General features: G+C 62.1%; 23 protein-coding genes. 15 read left to right on the top strand and 8 right to left on the bottom strand.

Going from position 1 to position 23,834, the window contains the following annotated elements; genetic code table 11:
- Positions 1-3 precede the first annotated feature (3 nt).
- From OVA24_RS10535 to metK, 3 genes are all read right to left on the bottom strand, one after another.
- Complete coding sequence (locus tag OVA24_RS10535) at positions 4-999, bottom strand: nucleoside hydrolase (protein ID WP_267675205.1); 996 nt, start codon at positions 997-999, stop codon at positions 4-6.
- Between the two features lie 115 nt (positions 1,000-1,114).
- Positions 1,115-2,527: an adenosylhomocysteinase gene (gene ahcY, locus OVA24_RS10530; RefSeq protein ID WP_267675204.1), complete on the bottom strand. Its 1,413-nt coding sequence runs from the start codon at positions 2,525-2,527 to the stop codon at positions 1,115-1,117.
- 97 nt (positions 2,528-2,624) lie between these two features.
- Positions 2,625-3,818 carry a methionine adenosyltransferase gene (metK, locus tag OVA24_RS10525; RefSeq protein ID WP_267675203.1) on the bottom strand — a complete coding sequence of 398 codons (1,194 nt, stop codon included), beginning with the start codon at positions 3,816-3,818 and terminating at the stop codon, positions 2,625-2,627.
- Positions 3,819-3,887: 69 nt separating this feature from the next.
- Here metK and OVA24_RS10520 point away from each other — a divergent pair, with 69 nt between their 5' ends.
- The 7 genes from OVA24_RS10520 (at position 3,888) to ftsY (ending at position 9,872) form a co-directional block, all read left to right on the top strand.
- Positions 3,888-4,808, top strand: a complete 921-nt coding sequence (locus OVA24_RS10520) for an ArsR/SmtB family transcription factor (protein ID WP_267675202.1) — start codon at positions 3,888-3,890, stop codon at positions 4,806-4,808.
- A gap of 28 nt (positions 4,809-4,836) precedes the next feature.
- The gene (locus tag OVA24_RS10515) at positions 4,837-5,700 is read left to right on the top strand and encodes a phosphodiester glycosidase family protein (RefSeq protein WP_267675201.1); all 864 of its coding nucleotides are present in this window, start codon (positions 4,837-4,839) and stop codon (positions 5,698-5,700) included.
- A gap of 87 nt (positions 5,701-5,787) precedes the next feature.
- Positions 5,788-6,129 (top strand): hypothetical protein, encoded by a 342-nt coding sequence (locus OVA24_RS10510; RefSeq protein ID WP_267675200.1) that lies wholly within the window; start codon positions 5,788-5,790, stop codon positions 6,127-6,129.
- Between the two features lie 58 nt (positions 6,130-6,187).
- A complete protein-coding gene (locus OVA24_RS10505) occupies positions 6,188-7,111 on the top strand; it encodes a D-alanyl-D-alanine carboxypeptidase family protein (protein WP_267675199.1) in 924 nt (307 codons plus the stop codon).
- Positions 7,112-7,137: 26 nt separating this feature from the next.
- A complete protein-coding gene (locus OVA24_RS10500) occupies positions 7,138-8,286 on the top strand; it encodes an aminotransferase class I/II-fold pyridoxal phosphate-dependent enzyme (RefSeq protein WP_267675198.1) in 1,149 nt (382 codons plus the stop codon).
- 12 nt (positions 8,287-8,298) lie between these two features.
- On the top strand, positions 8,299-8,976 hold the full coding sequence (locus tag OVA24_RS10495; RefSeq protein WP_267675197.1) for a 3-keto-disaccharide hydrolase: 678 nt from the start codon (positions 8,299-8,301) through the stop codon (positions 8,974-8,976).
- A 44-nt stretch (positions 8,977-9,020) separates the two neighbouring features.
- Entirely contained in the window at positions 9,021-9,872 is an 852-nt protein-coding gene (gene ftsY, locus OVA24_RS10490) for a signal recognition particle-docking protein FtsY (RefSeq protein ID WP_267675196.1), read from the top strand.
- A gap of 9 nt (positions 9,873-9,881) precedes the next feature.
- Here ftsY and OVA24_RS10485 read toward each other — a convergent pair whose 3' ends face one another.
- Complete coding sequence (locus OVA24_RS10485; RefSeq protein WP_267675195.1) at positions 9,882-10,670, bottom strand: hypothetical protein; 789 nt, start codon at positions 10,668-10,670, stop codon at positions 9,882-9,884.
- Between the two features lie 65 nt (positions 10,671-10,735).
- On the opposite strand from OVA24_RS10485, the gene gcvT reads away from it, so the two are divergent.
- From gcvT to OVA24_RS10465, 4 genes are all read left to right on the top strand, one after another.
- On the top strand, positions 10,736-11,824 hold the full coding sequence (gcvT, locus tag OVA24_RS10480; protein WP_267675194.1) for a glycine cleavage system aminomethyltransferase GcvT: 1,089 nt from the start codon (positions 10,736-10,738) through the stop codon (positions 11,822-11,824).
- Between the two features lie 32 nt (positions 11,825-11,856).
- Positions 11,857-12,234, top strand: a complete 378-nt coding sequence (gene gcvH / locus OVA24_RS10475; protein WP_267675193.1) for a glycine cleavage system protein GcvH — start codon at positions 11,857-11,859, stop codon at positions 12,232-12,234.
- Between the two features lie 83 nt (positions 12,235-12,317).
- Entirely contained in the window at positions 12,318-15,131 is a 2,814-nt protein-coding gene (gene gcvP, locus OVA24_RS10470) for an aminomethyl-transferring glycine dehydrogenase (protein ID WP_267675192.1), read from the top strand.
- 54 nt (positions 15,132-15,185) lie between these two features.
- Positions 15,186-15,677: an 8-oxo-dGTP diphosphatase gene (locus OVA24_RS10465; protein ID WP_267675191.1), complete on the top strand. Its 492-nt coding sequence runs from the start codon at positions 15,186-15,188 to the stop codon at positions 15,675-15,677.
- 6 nt (positions 15,678-15,683) lie between these two features.
- On the opposite strand, the gene OVA24_RS10460 is transcribed toward OVA24_RS10465, so the two are convergent.
- The gene (locus OVA24_RS10460) at positions 15,684-16,262 is read right to left on the bottom strand and encodes a sugar O-acetyltransferase (RefSeq protein ID WP_267675189.1); all 579 of its coding nucleotides are present in this window, start codon (positions 16,260-16,262) and stop codon (positions 15,684-15,686) included.
- A gap of 548 nt (positions 16,263-16,810) precedes the next feature.
- On the opposite strand from OVA24_RS10460, the gene OVA24_RS10455 reads away from it, so the two are divergent.
- The 3 genes from OVA24_RS10455 to OVA24_RS10445 all read left to right on the top strand — a co-directional run bounded on the left by OVA24_RS10455 (position 16,811) and on the right by OVA24_RS10445 (position 20,903).
- The gene (locus tag OVA24_RS10455; protein ID WP_267675187.1) at positions 16,811-17,215 is read left to right on the top strand and encodes a GreA/GreB family elongation factor; all 405 of its coding nucleotides are present in this window, start codon (positions 16,811-16,813) and stop codon (positions 17,213-17,215) included.
- 31 nt (positions 17,216-17,246) lie between these two features.
- Complete coding sequence (gdhA, locus tag OVA24_RS10450) at positions 17,247-18,611, top strand: NADP-specific glutamate dehydrogenase (RefSeq protein ID WP_267675185.1); 1,365 nt, start codon at positions 17,247-17,249, stop codon at positions 18,609-18,611.
- Positions 18,612-19,001: 390 nt separating this feature from the next.
- Positions 19,002-20,903 carry a sialidase family protein gene (locus OVA24_RS10445; protein WP_267675183.1) on the top strand — a complete coding sequence of 634 codons (1,902 nt, stop codon included), beginning with the start codon at positions 19,002-19,004 and terminating at the stop codon, positions 20,901-20,903.
- 80 nt (positions 20,904-20,983) lie between these two features.
- Here the strand turns inward: OVA24_RS10445 and rpsD are convergent, their stop codons facing one another.
- From rpsD to rpsM, 3 genes are read right to left on the bottom strand one after another with little or no spacing between them, the layout of a single operon-like run.
- Positions 20,984-21,595, bottom strand: a complete 612-nt coding sequence (gene rpsD / locus OVA24_RS10440; protein ID WP_267675181.1) for a 30S ribosomal protein S4 — start codon at positions 21,593-21,595, stop codon at positions 20,984-20,986.
- 25 nt (positions 21,596-21,620) lie between these two features.
- On the bottom strand, positions 21,621-22,172 hold the full coding sequence (rpsK, locus tag OVA24_RS10435; RefSeq protein WP_345783429.1) for a 30S ribosomal protein S11: 552 nt from the start codon (positions 22,170-22,172) through the stop codon (positions 21,621-21,623).
- 18 nt (positions 22,173-22,190) lie between these two features.
- Positions 22,191-22,559 carry a 30S ribosomal protein S13 gene (rpsM, locus tag OVA24_RS10430; protein WP_267675179.1) on the bottom strand — a complete coding sequence of 123 codons (369 nt, stop codon included), beginning with the start codon at positions 22,557-22,559 and terminating at the stop codon, positions 22,191-22,193.
- Between the two features lie 237 nt (positions 22,560-22,796).
- Between rpsM and OVA24_RS10425 the strand changes: the two genes are divergently transcribed.
- Entirely contained in the window at positions 22,797-23,816 is a 1,020-nt protein-coding gene (locus OVA24_RS10425) for an AAA family ATPase (RefSeq protein ID WP_267675177.1), read from the top strand.
- Positions 23,817-23,834 lie beyond the last annotated feature (18 nt).

Raw genomic sequence — 23,834 nt, 5'->3', positions numbered from 1 at the left:
GCGTCACTCCACGACCGGCATCATCAGATCCTCGATCTCCGCTGCCAGCTCCACGGCGGGCATCTTCTCCACCAGACGGGTGTGGCGCCCTTCCGCTGAAACCTCCCAATGGTTGGTGCCATCCGGGTCCACCTTCAGGTTCCCCCGTTCCGTGGAAAAATACCTGTCACCCGGGCGGACCGCGGCCAGCACCGCCGTCTGGTCATAGCTCGCCCTCCCACCCACCTCGTAGCGGCTGGTCTTTCCCATCTCCTCCTTGTCCTGGGGGATGGACATCGCATAGGCATCCACGACCGGGTTCCCCTTGATCTCCATGCGGATCATCCGGTCTCCCGTCCTCACGTGGCGGCCCACCTCATATCCGGCGATCAGGATCTCCACCGGCCAGTCCTCGAAAACCTCACGCGCGCTCTCCGGATCGACGATGATGTTCGTCTCCTTTCCGGAGGGAAATTTCCCGGCCATCGAGACGAGACGCTTCACCTTCTTCCTAACCAGCTCCTTTCCGTCCAGCGGGCTTGCGGCATCCGCCGGTGAACGCAGCAGGTTCCGGAGGTTCGGGAAAAATCCGACGCTGACCATCACGACGGACCCGTCCTCCGCCGCAGCGAGCGCCTTGCGATAGATCGCCACCGCATCCGGCGCCTCCGCGGACAGCGGCAGATCGATCGGGTAACGCTGCGGCAGCACCTCGGTCCACTTCTCACCCTTGTGCCAGGTATCGATCCCCGGTCCCTTTCCCTTCAACGCGCCGATGGGGATGCCCTCGCGCTTGTAAGAACGGTTGATGAGACCGATGAGCCTCACCGCGTTCGGCAGGTGGTTGGATGCTCCGGCGGCGAGGATCTCCGCCTCCCCGAGGTCCGCCAGACGGTTCAGAACCGCCAACGCGCCCACGTCGTCATAGTCCGGCCCCATGTCGGTGTCGAAGATCACCGGAACCTTTGCCGGGCACGTGAGCAAACCCGCCGCCATGACCAAACCTAGCAGAAACATCATCCTCATCGCGGTTATCTACCCACCGGACGCCGCCCTTCTCTCATCCTCCTCCCCACCAACGGAAAAACCGGCCGGGACATGCATCCCGGCCGGTTTTGTCAAAGCATGACAGCTCTCAATAGCGGTAGTGGTCCGCCTTGTAGGGGCCTTCCACCGGCACGCTGATGTAGTCGGCCTGGGCCTGGGTCAGCTTGGTCAGCTTGGCGCCGACCTTCTCCAGGTGGAGACGGGCGACTTCCTCGTCGAGGTGCTTGGAAAGCACCTTCACCTCGCCGGCCTTGTAGCTGTCCTTGTTCTTCCAGAGGTCGATCTGGGCGAGCGTCTGGTTGGTGAAGCTGTTGGACATCACGAAGCTCGGGTGGCCGGTGGCGCAGCCGAGGTTCACCAAGCGGCCTTCGGCCAGCATGTAGATGCTGTTGCCCGTCGGGAAGGTGTACTTGTCCACCTGCGGCTTGATGTTGTTGCGGACCACGCCAGGAGCAGCGTTGAGCTTGTCGATCTGGATCTCGTTGTCGAAGTGGCCGATGTTACAGACGATGGCCTGGTCCTTCATCTTCTCCATGTGCTCCAGGCGGATGATGTCGAAGTTGCCGGTGGTGGTGACGTAGATGTCGCCCCAGCCGAGGGTGTCCTCGACGGTCAGGACGCGGAAGCCTTCCATGGCAGCCTGCAGGGCGCAGATCGGGTCCACTTCGGTCACGACGACCTGGGCACCCTGGCCGCGGAGGGCCTGGGCGCAGCCCTTGCCGACGTCGCCGTAGCCGCAGACCACGCCGACCTTGCCGGAGATCATCACGTCGGTGGCACGCTTGATGCCGTCCACGAGGGACTCACGGCAACCGTAGAGGTTGTCGAACTTGGACTTGGTGACGGAGTCGTTCACGTTGATGGCAGGAACGAGCAGGGTGCCCGCCTTCGCCATCTGATAGAGGCGGTGGACGCCGGTGGTGGTCTCTTCGGAGACACCCTTCCAATCCTTCACGATCGTCGCGAAGATGCCCGGTTGCTCGGCGTGGATCTTCTTGAGCAGGTCCTTGATGACGGATTCCTCATGGGAGCCGGACGGGGTGTTGACCCAGTCGGAGCCGTTCTCCAGCTCGTAGCCCTTGTGGATGAGGAGGGTCGCGTCGCCACCGTCATCGACGATGAGCTGCGGTCCGAGTCCGCCCGGGAACTGGAGGGCTTCCCAAGTGCACCACCAGTATTCCTCCAGGGTCTCGCCCTTCCAGGCGTAGACCGGGATCTCGGCAGCGGCGATGGCCGCGGCGGCGTGGTCCTGGGTGGAGAAGATGTTGCAGGAAACCCAGCGCACGTCGGCACCCAACTCCACCAGCGTCTCGATGAGGACGGCGGTCTGGATGGTCATGTGGAGGGAGCCCATGACGCGCACGCCTTGCAGCGGCTTCTCAGGGCCGTACTTGGCGCGGGTGGCCATCAGGCCCGGCATTTCGTGCTCGGCGATTTCGATTTCCTTGCGGCCGAAGGCGGCGAGGGAGATGTCGGCGACCTTGTAGTCGGTGAAGCTCATATTAAAGTTATCAGTTTTCAGTGTTCAGTTTTCAGAAAGACATGGATGGGGTCCGGGTCCCGGCAGAAAACCGGAGGCCCGAACCTCGCAAACCTCTTCACCCGACCGCCTTCTTGAGAGCGGCGACCTTGTCGGTCTTCTCCCAGGTGAGGTCGGCGTCGTCCTTGCCGAAGTGGCCGTAGTTGGTGGACTTCGAGTAGATCGGGCGGAGCAGCTTGAGCTGCTTCACGATGTCGGCGGGCTTGAAGGAGAACACCTTCTTCACACCGGCCAGGATCTTCTCATCGGACACGGTGCCCGTGCCGAAGGTGTCGATGTGGATGCTCACCGGCAGCGGGTGGCCGATGGCGTAGGCGAACTGGACCTCGCACTTCGTCGCAAGGCCGGCGGCCACGACGTTTTTGGCGACCCAGCGGCCCATGTAGGCGGCGGAGCGGTCCACCTTGGAAGGGTCCTTGCCGGAGAAGGCACCACCACCGTGGCGGCCCATGCCACCGTAGGTGTCCACGATGATCTTGCGGCCGGTGAGGCCGGAGTCACCCTGGGGACCACCGACGACGAACTTGCCGGTCGGGTTGATGAGATACTCGGTGTCCTTGGTCAGCATGCCCTTCGGCAGGACCTTCTTGATGATCTGCTCGATGCAGAACTTCTCGATCTCCGCGTGGCTGGTGCCTTCCGCGTGCTGGGTGGAAATGACGACGTTGACGATGCGGGTCGGCTTGCCATCGACATACTCGACGGAGACCTGGCTCTTTGCGTCCGGGCGCAGCCACTTCACCTTGCCGGTCTTGCGGATGCGGGTCAGCTCGCGGCCCAGGCGGTGGGCATACATGATGGGGGCGGGCATCAGCTCCGGGGTTTCCGCGCTGGCGTAGCCGAACATGATGCCCTGGTCACCGGCACCCTGCTCCGCGTGCTTCTTGCCTTCCGCCTTCTTCGCGTCCACGCCCTGGGCGATGTCCGGGGACTGGGTGGTCAGGTAGTTGTTGATGAAAAGCTGGTCGGCGTGGAACACGTCGTCACCGTTGACGTAACCGATCCCGCGCACGGCGTCGCGGATGATCTTCTCCACGTTGATGACGGAGCCGATGGGCTTCTGGCCGATCTTGGGGATGGTGATCTCACCACCCACGACGACGACATTGCTCTTCACGAAGGTCTCGCAAGCGACGCGGCTCTTCGGGTCCACCGCGAGGCAGGCGTCGAGGATGGCGTCCGAGATGGTGTCCGCGACTTTGTCTGGATGGCCTTCGCCGACGGATTCCGAGGAAAAGATATAGGTGCTCATTCGGTTCGGTATTTCTTGGATCGATTTTCGTATCGTCAAATCGTGATTCGTTGATATATACCTCATCCCATGCCGTCAACGCTGAAATCCTTGAAGCTCCTGGCCGATCCCACCCGGTTGCGGATTCTGATGCTGTTGGAACAGGAGGCTCTCTCCGTGGCGGAACTCCAGGAACTGCTGGGCATGGGACAGAGCCGGATTTCCACCCAGCTTTCGCAAATGAAAACCGGCGGTCTGGTAAGCGACGAACGCAGCGGGAAAAACAACATTTACTCCTGCACCGCCGGGGAGGACCTGATGAAGGTGGCGCGGGTGGCCGCCTCTGAGATCCCCGAGGTTTCCGCGGATCAGTCCGCCCTCCGCCACCTGCTGCGGAAGCGGAAGGACAAGTCCCGTGCCTATTTCGATGAACTGGCAGGACGCTTCGGGAAAGATTACGTCCCCGGCCGCTCATGGAAGGCGCTGGCGGAGGCGTTCATCAAGATCCTCAACTACAAGGTGGTGGCCGACCTCGGAGCGGGCGAAGGCACGCTCTCCCAGCTCCTCGCGCAGAGGGCGGAGAAAGTCATCGCCGTGGACCTGTCGCCGAAGATGGTTGAGTTCGGCCAGCAACTGGCGGTCCAGCACGGCCTCTCCAACCTGGAGTTCCGCGTGGGTGACATCGAAAATCCGCCCATCGATGACGGCGCCCTCGACCTCGCCATCCTCAGCCAGGCCCTCCACCACGCGGAGCACCCGCAGACGGCGGTGAACGCCGCGTTCCGCATCCTGAAACCCGGCGGGCGGCTCATCATCCTGGATCTGCTCCAGCACAACTTCGAGGAGGCGCGGGAGCTGTATGCGGACCGCTGGCTGGGCTTCGCCGAAAGCGATCTCGCCTCCATGATGGAAAAGGCAGGCTTCAGCCGCATTGAGACGGTCGTGGCGGACCGGGAAATGGTGGCCCCGAAGTTCCAGACCCTGCTGGGCATCGGCGTCCGGCCCGAATGAAGCGGACGGTTGCAAAACCCCAACGGGGATGCACCTTCGCCCCATGCGCGCCGCGGCCCTCGGAGTCCTTTGCCTTTGTCTGATCCCGGTTGCCTGCACCCAGGCTCCCCCCCTCCCTTCCGCCGGACCACCGTCCTCCGCACCCACCGGAATCATCCGGGTTCCAGCCAAGGCGGACGAAACAGTCAACTCACCCGCCCCGGAGCCGATCCATTCCCCGGGGCAGCCGCTCAAGGTGGCCCGCACCAACCTCTCCGGGATCAGCTTTGAAGGCGTGGCCTTCGACAGCCGGACCCACCGGCTCGCAGTGGTGGACCAACCTTCCGACCCCGGAAGCCGCTTTCCCGATGCGAAAGCTGCCGCCGCATCCCGGAGCGGACTGGCCGCTTTCAATGCGGGATTCTTCACCCCGGAAGGTAGCCCGCTCGGGAAGCTCGTCTCCGCAGGTACACCCGCCGGATCGTGGAACCGTTCCTCGCTCGGCAGCGGCCTTTTTCAGGAAGATTCCTCCGGCGTCATGAGCCTGACCCGGAGAAAGGGTGAGGCCACGGCTGGCCGGAGGGAACTTCTGCAGGCCGGACCTCTGCTGGTGGAAAATGGCGGCGTGGTCTCCGGACTGGACGGGGCGAAACCCGCCGTGCGGATGCTCATCGCCTGGGATGGCGGCAGCCGCTGGTGGATCGGCAGGAGTTCGTCATGCACTCTCGCAGAGCTGGGCGCAGCGCTGCGTGGTGGCTCCCCTGCTTCCTGGCCGGTCCGGATAGCGCTCAACCTCGACGGCGGACGCTCCACCGATCTCTGGATCTCCTCCGCAGTTCCAGGAGGCCCTGCCAGCTTCCGCCCGCCGTGGAACCGCCCGGTGCGGAATTTCCTCGTCCTCTTACCCCGGTGAAGGGGCATTTTGTGCCGGTTCGGTTACAAAACGCAGGGGTGGACAGCATGGAGGCATGTGGTATGGTCACACCCCTCTATGAAAGCCATGTCCCCGGCGATCCTCGGAGCGGTGATCCTGCCAATCACGCTCACCTCTTGCGGTACGATGAAAGTCGTCAAGGCCGCCAAGGAAAAGACATCAAACGGTGTCACCGCCCTCGCGGATGCTTCCTGGGGCCGCCTGACCAAACCAAAGGTCCAGGTCGTCGAAGTCCGGGAAAAGGACCTGAAGGACATGCCGACCGGCGAAGAACAGGCTCTCGCCTTCGACAACCGCAAGAAACGCAGCTTCTGGGGATTCTTCAGCGGACCGGTCGATTTCAAGGAGCCAACCGGCCCGGTCAATGCCGGAGAACTGGACGGCACGCTCCTGCCGCCTCTTGAATAACCGCCATCCGGCGGTATTCGCGGCTTGAAGGCACGGCCCTGATGGGGATCATCCCGGCATGTCACGTTCGCTCTGCGTCCGATTTTCCGCGCTGGCCTGCTTCGCGGCCTTCGTCACTTCCTGCGGAGGCAATCCTCCTCCGCCCCTGAAACACCGGGAACTGGCCGGAACGGCAGCCCGCGAAAACGCCGCCGCCGCTCCTTCCCCCGCCCCTGTCCGGGTGGGAGCCATCCCCCTCACCCCTCCACCACCGGTCGTCGGTGAAAGCGCGATCGTGGTGGATGTGGAAAGCGGTCGTGTCCTCTACGCGAAAAACGCCGACCAGCGCCGGGCGGTGGCCAGCACCCAGAAGATCATCACCGCCCTCTGCGTCCTGGACGCGGGGAATCTCGACAAGGTGGTGACCATTTCCGCCTCCGATGGTGCGTGCGAACCCACCAAACTGGGGCTCAAAGCTGGCGAAACCTACACCCGCCGGGAGCTGTTGAAGGTCCTGATGGTGAAGAGCGCCAATGACGTCGGCCGTGCGCTCGCCCGCGACGTGGGAGGCAGCCAGGAGGCTTTCGCCGCGATGATGAACCGGAAGTGCGCCGCCCTGGGCATGCGCAACTCCCATTTCAAGAACCCGCACGGCCTCACCGAGCCGGACCAGTTCTCCACCGCCCGGGACATGGCCATCGCCGCCAGCGTCGCCTACCGCAGCCCCATCATCCGCTCCTTCGCCGCGACTAAGGCGTTCACGTTCCGTTTCAATGACGGCCGCACCCGCCTGCTTGAGAACACCAACAAGGTTCTCAAGACCCTGCCCTACTGCGATGGCATGAAAACCGGGACCACGAACGCCTCCGGGCGCTGCCTGATTTCATCCGGCTCGCTCAATGGCCGCTCGGTCATCGCCGTGGTGCTGAAGTCGAACACGCCCAACATCTGGTCGGACTCGAGCAAACTCCTCCGCTGGTCCCTGGAGCGCCCACAGTCCTGAGGTGGCATCATCCGAGGCCCGCCCCCATGCTCCAGCCCGAAGATGTCCTCCGCGAGCTTGAGGCCGATGGACTCCTCCGCGGCCTGCGCCCGCTGGATTCGGCAGCCGGAGCATCCGTGAACAGAAGCGGGCGGGAGTTGTGGAACTTCGCCTCCAACGATTATCTTGGACTCTCAGGGCACGAACGGATCAAAGACACCTTTTGTGAGGGCATTGGCAGATTCGGCGCAGGCTCGACCGCATCCAGGTTGGTCTGCGGCACCCAGCCCCCGCATCTGTTGTTGGAGGAAACCCTGGCGGAGAAAAAACGGACGGAGGCGGCGCTGACCTTTTCCTCCGGCTATGCGACCGCGCTCGGGACCATCCCGGTCATCGCCGGTAAAGATGATTTCATCATCCTCGACAAGCTTTCCCACGCCTCCCTTGTCGATGCCTCACGGCTGTCCGGGGCCACCCTGCGGGTGTTCCCCCACAACGACATGGGAAAGCTCTCACGGCTGCTCTCCTCCATCCGCGCCAAATCCCCGCATGCCACCATCCTGGTGGTCACGGAGTCCGTCTTCAGCATGGACGGGGATCTGTGTCCGCTGCGTGAAATCGTCGATCTCACAGAGGCCCACGGCGCGCTCCTTTTCCTGGACGAAGCCCATGCCATCGGCGTGCTGGGCAATCATGGGATGGGACTGGCGGACGAGTTGGACCTCCAGGAGCGGATTGCCTTCCAGATGGGCACGCTCAGCAAGGCGGTCGGGCTTTCCGGCGGATACGTCGCGGCGTCGCGGGCGTGGATCGATCTGTTCATCAACCGCGCCCGCTCCTTCATCTTCTCCACCGCCCCCCCTCCCGCCGTGGCACATGCAGCAACGGCGTCACTGGAGTTGATCGATTCCCCGGAAGGTGCCGCGCTGCGGGAACGGCTGTTCTCAAACATCCGGTTCCTGAAAGACCACCCATCCCCGGTGATCCCCCACATTTTCGGGGGAAACCATGAGACGCTGGACGCCGCCGCTTCCTTGGAATCCTCCGGCTTTCTCGTCCCTGCGATCCGCTTTCCCACCGTCCCGCGCGGGACGGCCCGGCTGCGGGTCAGCATTTCCGCCAGCCACCCTCCTGCCGCTGTGACCGCACTGGCAGCCGCCATTTCCGCACTTGCAAATCCCGCAACCCGTTCCTAACTCCCCTCCGCCATGCTGAAGAAACTCCTGCTCCTCGCCTGCCTCGTTCTGCCTCTCACCGCAGCGGAAGAAGGATTCACCCCGTTGACCAACGGCAAGGATCTGACCGGCTGGAAAATCGTCGGCGGAACGGGCGAATACAAGGTGGAGGGCGACCAGATCATCGGCACCGGTGAGAACGTGAAAGCGAACACCTTCCTCATCACGGAAAAAACCTACAAGAACTTCGACCTCCGCTTTGACATGAAGTTCGACAGCATCGCCGGCAACTCCGGGATCATGATCCGCGGGCTGCAGAAACCGGGCGAAAACGGAAGGGTCTACGGCTACCAGTGCGAGCATGACAACGGCAAGACCCGCTCCTGGACCGCCGGCCTCTTCGATGAAGCCCGCCGCGGCTGGCTGTTCCCCTACCGCAAGGGCGACGGCAAGAACGATACCCCGGAGGCAAAGGCCGCCCAGAAAGCTTTCACCGAACAGGGGCAGAAGCTTTTCAAGTGGGATGACTGGAACAGCATCCGCGTGCTCGCGGAAGGCAACCATCTCCAGATCTGGCTCAACGGCGAACTCCGGGTGGACTACAAGGACGAGGCTCCGGAATTCACCCCGGAAGGCTTCTTCGGCCTGCAGGTCCACTCTGGTAAGGCGACCAATGTCCGTTGGAGGAACCTCCGCGTAAAGGAACTATAAAGTTCCTCCCCCTTTGCTGATCCGTTGTTTATCCCATCCCCCGCATGGCTGGCTTTTTCAAATCACTCCTCGGCAAGATCACCAATCGCGCCGAGATCGACTGGGATGACCTTGAGGCGGATCTCATCGCTTCCGATCTCGGCATCCACCTGACCACCTTCATCATCGACGACCTGAAGGATCTGGGGCGGAAGATTTCCGCGGAGGATGTGATCGAGGTGACCCGCCGCCACCTGGCGGACCGCCTGCCGCAGGACGTCGCGCCACCGGCGCCGCGCCCGGACGGGAAACCCTTCGTCATTCTCGTCGTCGGAGTGAACGGCACCGGTAAGACCACGTCCTCCGCCAAGCTGGGCCACTGGCTGACGAAACGCGGTCACTCCGTGGTGATGGCCGCCGCGGATACCTTCCGGGCCGCCGCCGTGGAGCAGCTCCAGCGCTGGGGCGACCGGCTGCACATTCCGGTCATCAAGGGCAACCCGAACGCGGATCCCTCATCCGTCTGTTTCCACGCCCACCAGAAAGCCATCGCGGAGAAGGCGGACTTCCTCATCTGCGATACCGCCGGACGGCTCCACACCCGCCACAACCTGATGGAGGAGCTGACGAAGATCCGCCGTACCATCGCCAAACAGGACGAAACCGCGCCGCACCTGACCCTGCTGGTGGTCGATGCGACCACCGGTTCGAACGCCATGCAGCAGGCTAAGGAGTTCCACAAGGCGTCCCCGCTCGACGGCCTGATCGTCACGAAGCTGGACGGCTCCGGCAAGGGCGGCATCGCCATCACGATTTACGACCAGCTCGATATCCCGCCACGCTTCCTCGGCACCGGTGAGGAACCGGACGCATTCGCCATCTTCGAGCGGGACAAATTCGTCAAAGAGGTTCTCTGAACCTGCCGGTCATTCCGGCAGGTGGTCGCTGCAATATTCCTCACCGTCGGTTCCGATCCGGAACTCCAGCCGGGGATCTGAAATCTCCGTGCGCCCGCAGGTGGCACAGGTATGGAAGGCTTCTTCCTTCGGAAGTTTCTTTTCGTTGAACGACCGGCGACGTTGGACGGACTGCATGACCTTGGCCTGCCCCCGCAGTGCGGGGATGCCAGCCCATAGGATGTAGTTCAGATGGCCCAGCAGGAACAGCGGGAACAACCGGTAGTCCGCCAGCAAGGTGAGGACCAGAAGCACCGCTTGGAGGATCGCCAGAAATCTCACCTGCATCGGCAGGATGAAAAACATCAGGAATTCCACCTTCGGGAACAAGGTGGCGAAGGCCAGGAAGGCGGTTCCGTAGAGAAGGAATCCACTACCGGAAAAGGCCACCGGAGAGACGAAGTTCCCCAGCAGCAGGAACAGCCATCCGGCCATGAAATACAGCGTCGTGCGGAACACACCCCAGGCGCCCTCCAGGGCGTCACTGATCATGAAAGCGATCCTCACCATGAAGTAGAGCAGCAACGCGCCTGCCAGAGGCCCGAATGCGGAAACCTTGGATGAGGAGAAAAGGAACGTGACCACGCGCCAGACTTCCCCGGAAAGGATCTTTCCCCGGTCGAACTCCAACAAGGCACCGATATCACCCCGGAAAAATTGCAACCCGAACACCAGCGCGTGGAACATGGCGTAAAAACGGAACAACCCCGGAAACGCCAACCAGCCCATTTTCCGCTCCATCTGATCGAGAAATCGCATCGCAGGGGATCATCCACCCTCCCGCCCGATTGACAAGCCCTCCGCTCCTAACCATCCTTCCGTGCGTGAACGAGGAAGACCTGAAACGCACGCCGCTGGAAGCCAACCATGAAGCCCTCGGCGCCCGCATGGTCCCATTCGGCGGGTGGTACATGCCCGTGCAATACACTTCCATCCTCAGCGAGCACGCCGCCGTGCGGGAAAAGGCCGGTATTTTCGACATTTCCCACATGGGCCAGTTCATCGTCGGCGGCCCGGGTGCCGCCACCTGGCTCCAGAAAATGCTGACGAACAACATCGGCGCGCTGGAGATCGGCCAGGGGCAATACACCCTCATGCTGAACGAGCGTGGCGGCGTGATCGACGACCTCATCGTCTACCGCACTGGGGAGAACGACTTTTTCCTGGTGGTGAACGCCTCGATGATCGACGAGGACTACGAATGGTTCATCCGCTTCCAACCGGAAGATGCCGCCATCCGCAACGAAAGCGGCTTCTGGGCCGGACTTGCGATCCAAGGCCCCCTCTCCCAAGAGATCTACGCGAAGGTGCTTCCGGGCGAACCGCTGCCCGCCCGCAATGGCATCCACCGCACGGAGGGCAACCTGGTCATCTGCCGGACGGGCTATACCGGCGAGGATGGCTTCGAATTTTTCTGCCCTGCCGCGGAAGCGGGCGAATGGTGGGACAAGTTCATCGCCGCCGGGGTGGTGCCATGCGGCCTCGGCTCGCGGGACACGCTGCGGCTGGAGATGGGCTATCCACTGAACGGCAACGACCTTTCCCCCACCCGCACGCCGATCGAGGCAGGCCTGGGGTTCTTCGTGGATCTGACGAAAGACTTCACCGGCCGGGACATCCTCGCCGCTCAGAAGGAGGCGGGCCCGGCGCACAAGCTGGTCGGCATCCGCTATCTGGAAAAAGGCGCTCCGCCACGCGCCCATTACCCGGTCACGACGGAGAATGGCACCGTCATCGGCGAGCTGGCGAGCGGTGCCCTCTCACCCAGCTTGATGACCGGCATCGGCATGGCTTATCTGCCTGTGGAACACTCCAAGCCCGGCACTCTCCTCAACATCGACATCCGTGGCCGCCTCACCCCCGCGAAGGTGGTGAAGAAACCGTTCTACAAGCCCGTAAAGTCCTCTTCCTGATTTCCTGAAATCCCCATCCATACCCCAACTCCATGAGCATCCCAGCCGATCTCCGTTTCAGCACTTCCCACGAGTGGGTCCGCCTCGAAGGTGACATCGCCACCGTAGGCATCTCCGACCACGCCCAGGAGGAACTCACCGACGTCGTCTTCGTCGAGCTGCCCATCCTTGGCCGCAACGTGGATGGCGGGGATCCGACCGCCGTGGTGGAATCCGTGAAGGCTGCCAGCGACATCTACGCCCCTGTGGCCGGTGAGATCATCGAGGCCAACGGAGATGTCGAATCCGACCCGTCCTTGGTGAACACCGATCCCTACGGCAAGGGCTGGATCTTCAAGCTGAAGGTGAAAAACCCTGCTGAAGTCGAGTCCATGCTGACTCCCGAGGCCTACGCCGCCCACATTTCCTGATTTCCGTTCCCACTGTCTCCGCAAGGGACCGCGAGCCTCCGGGCTCGCTCTTTTCTTTTCCACCTCATCCGCCCATCCCATCCATGCGCTCCGACTTCCGCTCCCGTCACCTCGGCCCCATCGGTTCCGACCGTGAGGAAATGCTCCGTGATACCGGCTTCTCCACGCTCAACGCGCTCATCGACGCCGCCGTGCCGGGTGGCATCCGCATGGATGATTCCCTCAACCTTCCGGCTGCGAAGTCGGAGCAGGAAGCGCTCGCCTGGCTGAAGTCGATCATGGGCCGCAACAAGGTGCTGAAGTCCTACATCGGCCAAGGCTACTACAACACGCATGTCCCCGGCGTGATCCAGCGGAACATCCTGGAGAACCCGGGCTGGTACACCGCCTACACGCCCTATCAGGCGGAGATCGCCCAGGGACGACTGGAGGCGCTGCTGAACTTCCAGACGATGATCACGGATCTGACCGGTCTGGACATGGCGAACGCCTCCCTGCTGGATGAAGGCACCGCCGTTGCGGAAGCGATGACGCTCGCTCTGGCCCACAAGCCGAAAGGCACCGCGATCTGGGTTTCCGACCGGGTCCACCCGCAGACCCTGGACGTGGTCATCACCCGCGCCGAGCCGCTCGGCATCAAGGTGATCACCGGCGACTGGCAGACCGCCGCGCTGGAGGACGGGGTGTTCGCCGCCGTGGTGCAGTATCCCGACACCCGCGGCCGCATCGATGATTTCGCCGCATTCTGCGAAAAGAACACCAAGGCCGGCATCTACAACATCGTCGCCGCCGATCTGCTGGCCCTCACGCTTCTCAAAGCTCCGGGCGAATTCGGCGCGGACATTTGCGTGGGTTCCTCCCAACGCTTCGGCGTGCCGCTCGGCTTCGGCGGACCGCACGCCGGCTTCATGGCGTGCAAGGACGCCCTCAAGCGCAAGATGCCGGGGCGCCTGATCGGTGTTTCCGTGGATTCCCGCGGCAAGCCGGGCTTCCGCCTTTCCCTCCAGACCCGGGAGCAACACATCCGCCGCGACAAGGCCACCTCCAACATCTGCACTGCCCAGGTGCTGCTGGCGGTCATGGCATCGATGTATGCCGTCTATCACGGTCCGGAGGGGCTGAAGCACATCGCCCGCTCCGTCCATTCCCGCACCGCGACGCTGAAGGCGACCCTGGCCGCAGCGGGTGTCACCGTGGAGGAGGGGTCCTTCTTCGACACCATCGTCGCCAAGGTCGCCGATTCGAAGGCCGTCGCCTCCGCGCTGGTGGAGAAAGGTATCAACCTGCGTGTCATCGACAGCCAGCACCTTGGCATTTCCTTCGATGAAACGACCACCGCCGAAGAGGCGACCACCATCGCCGCGGCGTTCGGCGCGAAGAGTTCCGCCAGCTCCGACAGCAGTTCCTCGTGGCCCGCCGTCCTCAACCGTGGCAGCGCGTTCCTCACCCAGAAGGCCTTCAACAGCTACCATTCCGAAACGGAGATGCTGCGCTACGTGAAGCGCCTGGAGTCGAAGGATCTCGCGTTGAACGAATCCATGATCGCGCTCGGCTCCTGCACGATGAAGCTCAACGCGACCTCCGAGATGATGCCGCTGAGCTGGCCGGAGGTTTCCTCCATCCACCCCTTCGTCCCCGCCGACCAGAGCCAGGGGTACCGCGAGATGCTGTCCCTGCTGGAGAAGTGGCTGGCCGAGGTGACCGGCTTCGCCGCCGTCTCCCTCCAGCCGAACGCAGGCTCCCAGGGTGAATACGCCGGCTTGCTGGCGATCCGCAACTACCACCTGTCCCGTGGTGACACCCACCGCAACATCTGCCTGATCCCCGTTTCCGCCCACGGCACCAATCCCGCCTCCGCCGTGATGGCCGGGATGAAAGTTGTTGGCGTGAAATGCGACGAGAAGGGCAACATCGACGTGGAGGACCTGATTGCCCGGACCGAAGAGCACCGGGCCAACCTTTCCTGCCTGATGGTCACCTACCCGTCCACCCACGGCGTGTTCGAGGAAACCATCCGCACCATCTGCGACGTGATCCACGACGCGGGCGGCCAGGTCTACATGGACGGCGCGAACATGAACGCGCAGGTGGGACTCACCTCCCCCGGCCTGATCGGCGCGGACGTCTGCCACCTGAACCTGCACAAGACCTTCTGCATCCCCCACGGCGGCGGTGGTCCCGGAGTCGGCCCCATCGGTGTGGCGGAGCAGCTTGTCCCCTTCCTCCCGGGCCATGCCGAACTGGACAACAAATCCGGTGCGGTGTGTTCCGCCCCATGGGGCAGCGCCTCCATCAACACCATCTCCTGGATGTACATCGCCATGATGGGGCCGAACGGCCTGCGCGAAGCGACCGAGGTGGCCATCCTCAATGCGAACTACGTGGCCAGGAAACTCGCCCCCTTCTACCCGGTCCTCTACACCGGCAACCAGGGACTGGTCGCCCACGAATGCATCATCGACGTGCGCCAGCTCTCCGACCAGAGCGGCGTGACCGTGGAGGATGTGGCGAAGCGCCTGATGGACTACGGCTTCCACGCCCCCACCATGAGCTGGCCGGTGACAGGCACGCTGATGATCGAGCCCACGGAATCCGAAGCGAAGACCGAGCTGGACCGCTTCTGCGATGCGATGATCTCCATCCACGGCGAAATCAGCGCGATCATCCGTGGTGAGGCGGACGCGAACGACAACCCGCTGAAACGCGCCCCGCACACGGCGGATGTGGTCTGCGGCGACGACTGGGGCCGCGCCTACCCGCGCGAGCAGGCGGCCTTCCCCCTGTCCTATCTGCGCCAGCACAAGTTCTGGCCGAGCGTCGGCCGCATCGACAACGTCCACGGTGACCGCAACCTCGTCTGCACCTGCGATTCCGTCGAAGCTTACGCCGACAACTGAAACTTCAGGGGCGTGGCCCGACGGTCACGCCCCGTTTGTTCATTTCAACGATCTTTGAACGATCCTTCTCCCATCGACTGGGCACAGTGGACGCCCGGCATCCACGCCACCCTGATGTTCATTGTCAGGGATGGGCGGATCCTGTTGATCGAGAAGAAACGCGGCCACGGGGCAGGCAAAATAAACGGTCCGGGCGGTAAGATTGATCCCGGTGAAACGCCGCTCGAGTCCGTGATCCGGGAGACGCAGGAAGAACTGCTCATCACCCCGGTGGATCCGGTGGAGCTGGGTGAGCTGCATTTCCACATGTCGGACATGCCGCACATCATCTGCCACGTCTACCGCGCGGAGGATTTCACCGGCAATCCGACCGAAACGGACGAAGCGGTGCCGGTCTGGTTCCCCTTCGCGGACATCCCCTATGACAGGATGTGGGAGGACGACCGTTACTGGCTGCCGCTCCTGCTGGAGGGCAGATCCTTCGAGGGGAAATTCTCGTTCGATGGCGACCGAATGCTGTCGCGTCAGATCGTCGAGAAGGACTGAGAGATCTCAGTCGGCACCCGGGATCTCAATTTCCCGGATGACTTTGGCGGGAACGCCACCGACAAGCACGTTGTCGCCGAAACTCTTTGTCACGACCGCTCCGGAAGCGATCACGACATTGTTCCCGATGGTGACCCCGGGATTCAGGATCGCACCGCCTCCGATCCACACGTTGTCGCCGATGGTGACCGGGCTGCCGGATTCCGCGCCGGTCGCACGGAGTACAGGATCAAGCGGATGGGTGGCGGTGAAAATGCTCACCCGTGGCCCCATGAAGCAGTTCTCCCCGATCCGCACCTTGCAGACGTCCAGGATCACCAGATCGAAGTTGGCGTAGAAATTCCGGCCCAGATGGATGTTGTATCCGTAGTCGCAGCGGAAATTCGGCTCGATGAAGGTCTCAGATGTCAGGGAGCCCAGCAGCTCCCCCAGCAAGGCCGTGCGGCGTTCCGGCTCCAGTTCCGTCGTAGCGTTGTAGGCCCGGGTGAGGCCCCGCGCGCGCAGGCGCTCCGAGACCAGTTCCTGATCGGAAGCGAAGTAAAGTTCCCCCGCCAGCATCTTCCCTTTCTCCGTCCGGTGATCCATCCCCCATCCCTAACACGGAAGTCATCCGGAATCCGAAAAATCTTCAGAATCTAACAATCTGAAAGATAGACACTTACGACCACATTGAAAAAATCTGACAAAAATCGAAAGAAGAATCCACCGGTGTGGGTATATTCCCATGTCGCAAGACAAGGCGGCCCGTGTGAGATACTTTCTGGTTAAGGGTTTTTCCAGATTGGTGATCAGGCGGGCCGCTTTCTTTTTGCCCTGAGGAGTCGTTCGACTCCTCCCCATCGGGCACCCATCCCGGTTGGGGTGAAATTTGGGATTGCGGTCCCGGCTTCGGATCCTAACATGAAATTTGTTCATGACCCCAACGCAGTCCGCAACCAAACCCAGCAAGGCCCGTCAGGCGACGGTACCGGTGCAAGGTTGGTGCGGTCACCGGATGGCGGCATTCCGGGGGTAACGGACAGCCTCTCTAATGGGAATCTTTTCCCGAGGCTGTTCCGGAAATTCCACCCCTGACGGAATACCACCGCAGTTCCTTCCTCCATTTTTTGGAAGGGACTCATCCGACTCATATCATGAACCCATCCATTATTCTGGCTGAGCACGACCGCTCCGCCCTCTCCGCACTTCTACATCATCAGCTCCCCGGACTCATCCCTCACCCAGAGGCGTATGACGCGTTGTCGGGATTCATCGGATCCTCACGGATCTCACGGGACGAACCCATCCTGGGGATGCACGTGGGCCTCGGGGATCTGGTCATTCTGAGCTCCCCGCAACGCTCCCGCAGCATCCGCATCGTCCTCCCCCGGGAGGCGCGTGATGGAACGGAACGCATCTCTGTCCTCTCCCTGCTCGGACTCTCACTCCTGGGGCGGAAGGTCGGCACTCATGTCACCTGGAAGTCTCCTGCCGGGATTCAGCGGGAGATCGTGCGGGAGGTGCTCAAGGACTCTCTTGCTCCGCCCTGCCCGCGATGAGCGGTGCCTGTGGTCCGGCCACATCCATCTTATGTCAACTGATACCCATACCAGTCCCTGCGAATCCCTGGATTCATTCCTCGCCTACATCCGCCGGAGAGACCCGCTGCAGCCAGAATTCCACCAGGCGGTGGAAGAGGTCCTGCAGAGCCTCTGGGCGTTTGTGAAAGCCAATCCGAAATACCTGCGGCATGGTCTGCTCCAGCGCATTGTCGAACCGGAACGGGTGATCCTGTTCCGGATTCCATGGGTGGACGATCAGGGAACGACGCACGTGAACCGCGGCTACCGGGTCCAGATGAACAGCGCGATCGGGCCCTACAAGGGCGGCCTGCGCTTCCACCCGTCCGTGAACCTGAGCATCCTCAAGTTCCTCGCCTTCGAGCAGGTTTTCAAAAACTCCCTGACCACGCTGCCGATGGGTGGCGGCAAGGGTGGATCCGACTTTGATCCGAAAGGACGCACCGATGGCGAAGTGATGCGGTTCTGCCAGTCCTTCATGAACGAACTGTTCCGCCATGTGGGCGCTGACGTGGACGTTCCCGCCGGTGACATCGGCGTGGGGGCACGGGAAATCGGCTACATGTTCGGCCAATACAAGCGCCTCACCAATGAGTTCACCTCCGTGCTGACGGGGAAGGGCCTGTCCTACGGTGGCAGTCTCATCCGGCCAGAGGCGACCGGCTATGGTTGCGTCTATTTCGCCCAGGAGATGCTCCACCTCCGCAAGGACGGTTTCGAGGGCAAGAAGGTGGCCATCTCCGGTTCTGGCAACGTCGCCCAGTTCGCGTCCGAAAAATGCATCGAACTCGGTGCGTCGGTCATTTCCCTCTCAGACTCCGCCGGAACCGTACACATCCCGGATGGCTTGTCCTCCGAGCAACTGGCGTGGTGCATGGAGCTGAAGAACGAGCGGCGGGGCCGCATCTCCGAGTTCGCGGACCACTTCAAGCTACCCTACCTCGAGGGCAAGCGCCCGTGGGAGATCCCCTGTGACATCGCACTGCCCTGTGCGACTCAGAACGAGATCGACGGCGATGACGCCGCCCTCCTGATCCGCAACGGCTGCCAGTGCGTGGCGGAGGGCGCGAACATGCCATCCGACCTGGAAGCGGTGAAGGTCTTCCTCGACGCCAGGATTGCCTACGGCCCCGGAAAGGCGGCCAATGCCGGTGGCGTTTCCACCAGTGGTCTCGAAATGTCACAGAATGCGATCCGCATGCCATGGAACCGGGCGGATGTGGACAACCGCCTGCACGCCATCATGCAGAACATCCACCACTCCTGCGTGGAATATGGGACCGGAAAGGATGGATTCGTGAACTACGTGGACGGCGCCAACATCGCCGGATTCGTGAAAGTGGCGGACGCGATGCTCGCCCAAGGGGTTGTGTGACCCATTTCCCTTCCCTCTTTGTCGCTGCACGGTTGCCTGACAAGAAGCATGCCCGGCTCCGGAAACGGAGCCGGGCATGTGACTCCTCATTGACAACTCATCCTCCTACCAACTGAGATCCAGTTACTTGGACCAGGCCCACCTGAACCTTTTCGCGGACATCCGAAATTTTCTGCGATCTTTGCAAGAAAGCATCCCTTCCGAGGGTATCTCTCGATGTCGCAAGACAAGGCGGCCCGCGTGAGTTACTTCCTGGTTTTGGGTTTTTCCAGGATGGTGATCAGGCGGGCCGCTTTTTTGCTTCCGGTTCACGGGATTCTATTGCCCGGTATTGGACCTTGGATGGAAAATTTCCGGACTTCCCGGCAAGCAACTTCCTGAAATCCCAGTATGAAGCGTGGTGATCGAACATGGACGGCGGGCATTGGAACGTGGATGGCCTGCACTACGGTCAGCCTCAGCCAGGTGGCTCCGGCAGAAATCCGGACTTCCCGGGAAAGCGATGCCAGGATCACCGCCAGATGGTGCTTCGAGCATGAAGACAGGCCGCAGGAGGATACCGCGCCCGCAGGTGATCGGAAAGACATGCCCGGGGAAACGAACGAAGTGTCGTTCGGCTCGGGAATCGCCAGAATCGCACCCGGCGGATTCCTGAAAATCAACCCCGGAATGGACACCGATCTTTCCGGGTCTGGCACGCTGTGGCTCAGGTTCAAATTGCCGCTCGCGGGACCGGAAGGTCCGGTCGGTGGCGTACAGACTTTCATCGATCATGGGGCATTCAGGTTGTTCCTCACACCGGCAAAGGCGGCAAAGAACGGTTTCGGATGGGTCATCGGAGCGGAAGGAAAAGGCACCGGAGAAGCCATGGAACCGACACCCAATACCGTGGTCCCTGCCGGTGTTTGGGTTCAGGTGGCGCTGACCGTCGAACCCGGCACGCCGCTATCCCGGAGAAAAGGACGGCTCTATCACCGGGCCGAACTCGCAGGCAAGGATCCGAACCACTGGGTCTATTCCGGGGCGTTTCATTTCACCGGCGGAGCGGATCAGCCCCTCCATCTGAAGAACGGTGGAAACGATGGTCCCCTGCAGGTTGATGAGATCAAGTTCATCGACCGCTCCCTGGACATCGTCGCATTGGGCGGCCAGTGGGCCGCGATGAAAGATTTCGAACCGATCGGAGAGAATCCTCCGGGTGTGGTGATCGATCACATGCCAGCGGTAACCGGGCGTTTCATCGCCGGTTCCCCGTCCATCGTGATCATGGACGACGGAAGCTATGTCGCCAAAGGCGACGACTACGGGCCAGCCACCGGCAACAGCGAGCTGGTGAGGATCCATCGATCCACGGACAAGGGAGCGACATGGAAACAGATCAGTGAGGTGGAAGGGATCACATGGGCCAGCCTGTTCCTGCATCGCGGCGCCCTTTACATGATGGGCACCAGCGCGGGGCACCGCCTGGGGCATGCCGTGATCATGAAGTCCACGGATGGAGGTTTCACCTGGACGAAACCGGTGGACCAGGACAGCGGCCTCATCTTTGCGGATCTGTCCTATCACACCGCCCCCGTCCCGGTGACTGTCCACAACGGACGGATCTGGCGGACGATGGAAGACGAAAAAGGACCCGGCGGGTGGGGAACGAATTTCCGGGCATTCATGCTGAACGCCCCGGAATCCGCCGATCTGCTCAAAGCCTCAAGCTGGACGATGTCCAACCCCATCGGCCACGATCCGAAGCGGCTGGACGGCAGATTCAAAGGATGGCTGGAAGGGAACACCGTCATTGCCCCCGGCGGGGTGCCGGTGAACTTCCTGCGCGTCAGCATGGAGCCCGGCGGAGGAAAAGCCGCGGTGATCCGCTACAGCGCCGATGGAAAAACCGGCAGCTTCGATGCCGCCAAGGACTTCGTGGACTTTCCGGGAGCAGCCACGAAATTCCACATTCTCCATGATCCTGAAAGCGGCCTCTACTGGGCGTTGTCCAACGCGGTGCCGGAGAAGCATGACACGGGAGCCTACGGACAATCAATGACCAGGAATACCCTGGTGATCATGACCTCCAGGGATCTGGAGGCATGGGACATCAGGAAGACCCTCCTGTATCACCCGGACATCTCCCGGCACGGCTTCCAGTATCCCGTCTTCGAGTTCGAAGGGAACGACATCATCTTCGTCGCGCGGACGTCATATGATGATGGAGCCGGCGGAGCGCACCGCCAGCACGATGCGAACTACTTCACCTTCCACAGGATCCGAGACTTCAGGAAACTGGCCTCCGAGTAGTCATTCGCCAGCCAAACAAAAACGCCCGGCTCCTTGCGGAAGCCGGACGTTTTTGAAAAGCAACTGTTCCTTGCGGAATATCAGCGGGAGTAAAGCTCGACGATGAGCTGCTCGTTGACGAGCGGATCGATGTCGGAACGCTCCGGGACGCGGGCGATCACGGCTTCGAGCTTGTCCTTGTCGACCGTGAGCCAGTCGGCGATCGGGGATGCCTGGGTCAGGTCAACCATGCGGGTTGCGAGCTGCTGGGAGGATGGCTTTGCAGCCACCTTCACCACGTCGCCCGGCTTCACCTGATAGCTCGGAATGTCAACGCTGCGGCCGTTCACGAGGACGTGGCCGTGGTTGACGAGCTGGCGGGCTGCCTGGCGGGTGTTCGCGAATCCCGCGCGGTAGATGACGTTGTCGAGGCGGAGCTCCAGGAGTTGCAGGAGGATGACACCCGTGACGCCGCGGCGGCGGGTTGCTTCCTCATAGTAACCACGGAATTGCTTCTCGAGGACACCGTATTGGAAACGGAGCTTCTGCTTCTCGCCAAGGGCGACGGAGTATTCGCTCTTCTTCTTCCGGCCGGCGCGGACGCCGTGTTGACCCGGTGGGAAATTGCGGCGCTCGACTGCTTTGGACGGGCCGAAGAGGGAGACGCCGAAACGGCGGCTGATCTTCGCGCGTGGACCTGTGTAACGTGCCATGTTCTGGAATTTCTAAAGTTGGGGATTAGACGCGGCGCGCTTTCTTCGGACGGCAGCCGTTGTGCGGGATGGGGGTGACGTCGCGGATGGAGAGGATCTCAAGACCCAGACCCTGGACGGCACGGACGGCGGATTCACGGCCGGAACCCGGACCCTTGACGCGCACATCCACTTCCTTGAGGCCGTGGCCCATCGCCTGGCGGCAGGCGTCCTGCGACACGACCTGCGCTGCATAAGCGGTGGATTTACGGGAACCCTTGAAGCCCATCTTGCCGGCGCTCGACCAGCCGATCGAGTTGCCGTTCACGTCGGTGACGCTGACGATGGTGTTGTTGAAGGTGGCAGTCACGTGGACGATGCCGCGAAGAACGTTCTTCGAGCCCTTGGCCTTGTGAATCTTGATTTCTTCTTCACCTCCGCCGATCTCGGCGAAGATGTCGCGTTTCGCTTCCTTCTTGGGAGCGCCTTCGACCGCGGGTGCCGCAGCCTCAGGGGCGGGGGTAGGGGCGGGTGCTGGAGCTGCTGTTGGCTCAACCGCTGGCTTCACAGCGGCTTCTGGTTTCGTTTCTTCGGACATGAGTCTATGGTCAAAAAATTACTTCTTAACGCCCACGGTCTTCTTCTTGCCCTTGCGGGTACGGGCGTTGGTGCGGGTGCGCTGGCCGCGGACGGGAAGGCCACGCTTGTGGCGGATGCCACGGTAGCAGTTGATGGAGGTCAGACGCTTGAGCTGCGACTGGCGCTCACGGCGCAGGTCGCCTTCGACGATCACCTGCTCCGCCTGGATCACCTGGGCGATGCGGACAAGCTGGTCTTCCGTCAGCTGACCGGTCCGGATGTTCGGATCGATGCCGGCGTGATCAAGAATCTTCGCAGCGGTCGGGCGACCAATGCCGAAAATATACGGCAACGAGGCTTCGATGCGCTTCTCGTTGGGAATTTCAATACCTAGGATACGTGCCATGTTAAGCGGGATTTCGCAGTGACCGCAGGGTACGCCGGAACGCTCCGGGTTTCCGCGGGGGCGGCTGATTTAGCAGACGAACCCGGTCTGGCAAGTGGGAAATGGAAAATTTCGGTGATTGCTTCAGATTTCTTAACAGAATCCCCCTCTCGTTCCCGCATTGCCCCCAGGGGACGGTCCCTTCTGGACAAACCCTTGCACTACCTTAGTTTGGCACGGTCAGCCTCGTTCTATTTCATGGATTCCACCCTTCCCGCCCACCATCTGCCGCCCGACGATGTCGCGGCCATCGACGAACTCGGAAAAGTCTACCAAGCTCTCCGTGAGGAACTCGGGAAAACGATTATCGGCCAAGAGGAGGTGATCGAGCAGCTCGCCATCTGTCTGTTCGCCCGTGGCCATGCGCTTCTCATGGGGGTCCCGGGTCTGGCGAAGACCCTGCTGGTCTCCTCCGTGGCGGAAACCTTCGAGCTGTCCTTCAACCGGATCCAGTTCACCCCGGATCTGATGCCGGCGGACATCACCGGTACGGACATCATCCAGGAATCCGGCGTCGGCGGCAAACGGGAGTTTGAATTCGTCCGTGGCCCGCTTTTCGCGAACATCGTCCTGGCGGACGAAATCAACCGGGCCCCGGCCAAGACCCAGTCCGCGATGCTGGAGGCGATGCAGGAGCACAAGGTGACGGTGCTGGGGAAAACCTACCCCCTCTCCCCTCCCTTCTTCGTTCTGGCCACCCAGAACCCGATCGAGCAGGAGGGCACCTACCCCCTTCCGGAAGCGCAGCTCGACCGCTTCATGTTCCTCATCGAACTGGACTACCCCTCCGCGGCGGACGAAATCCGGATCGCCCGGGAAACGACCGGGTCCGCCCGCCAGACGCTCCACCGCCTGATCGACGGCAACAAGATCCTCGCCTTCCAGCAACTGGTCCGCCGCGTCCCCGTCCCGGAGCACCTCTATGAGTATGCAGTGAACATCGTCCGCCGCACCCGCCCGAACCAACCGGAGTCCCCGCAATGGCTGAAGGACACGGTCGGCTGGGGCGCAGGTCCGCGGGCCGTGCAGTATCTGATCCTCGGGGCAAAATCCCGCGCCGCCCTCCGCGGAGCCTACATGGCCTCCCTGGAAGACCTGGAAGCCGTGGCATCGCCGGTGCTGACCCACCGGGTCATTACGAACTTCTCGGCGGAGTCCCAAGGGATGACCTCGAAGAAGATCGTTCAGCGCCTGATTCAGGAAATGCGGGAGGAGTAATCTCCTTCATCTGGATTC

Origin of the sequence: Luteolibacter sp. SL250 (assembly GCF_026625605.1) — a bacterium.
Classification (GTDB): Bacteria; Verrucomicrobiota; Verrucomicrobiia; order Verrucomicrobiales; family Akkermansiaceae; genus Luteolibacter.
Note: the sequence above shows the minus strand (reverse complement) of the source record. Positions and strands in the feature narration are given on the sequence as shown.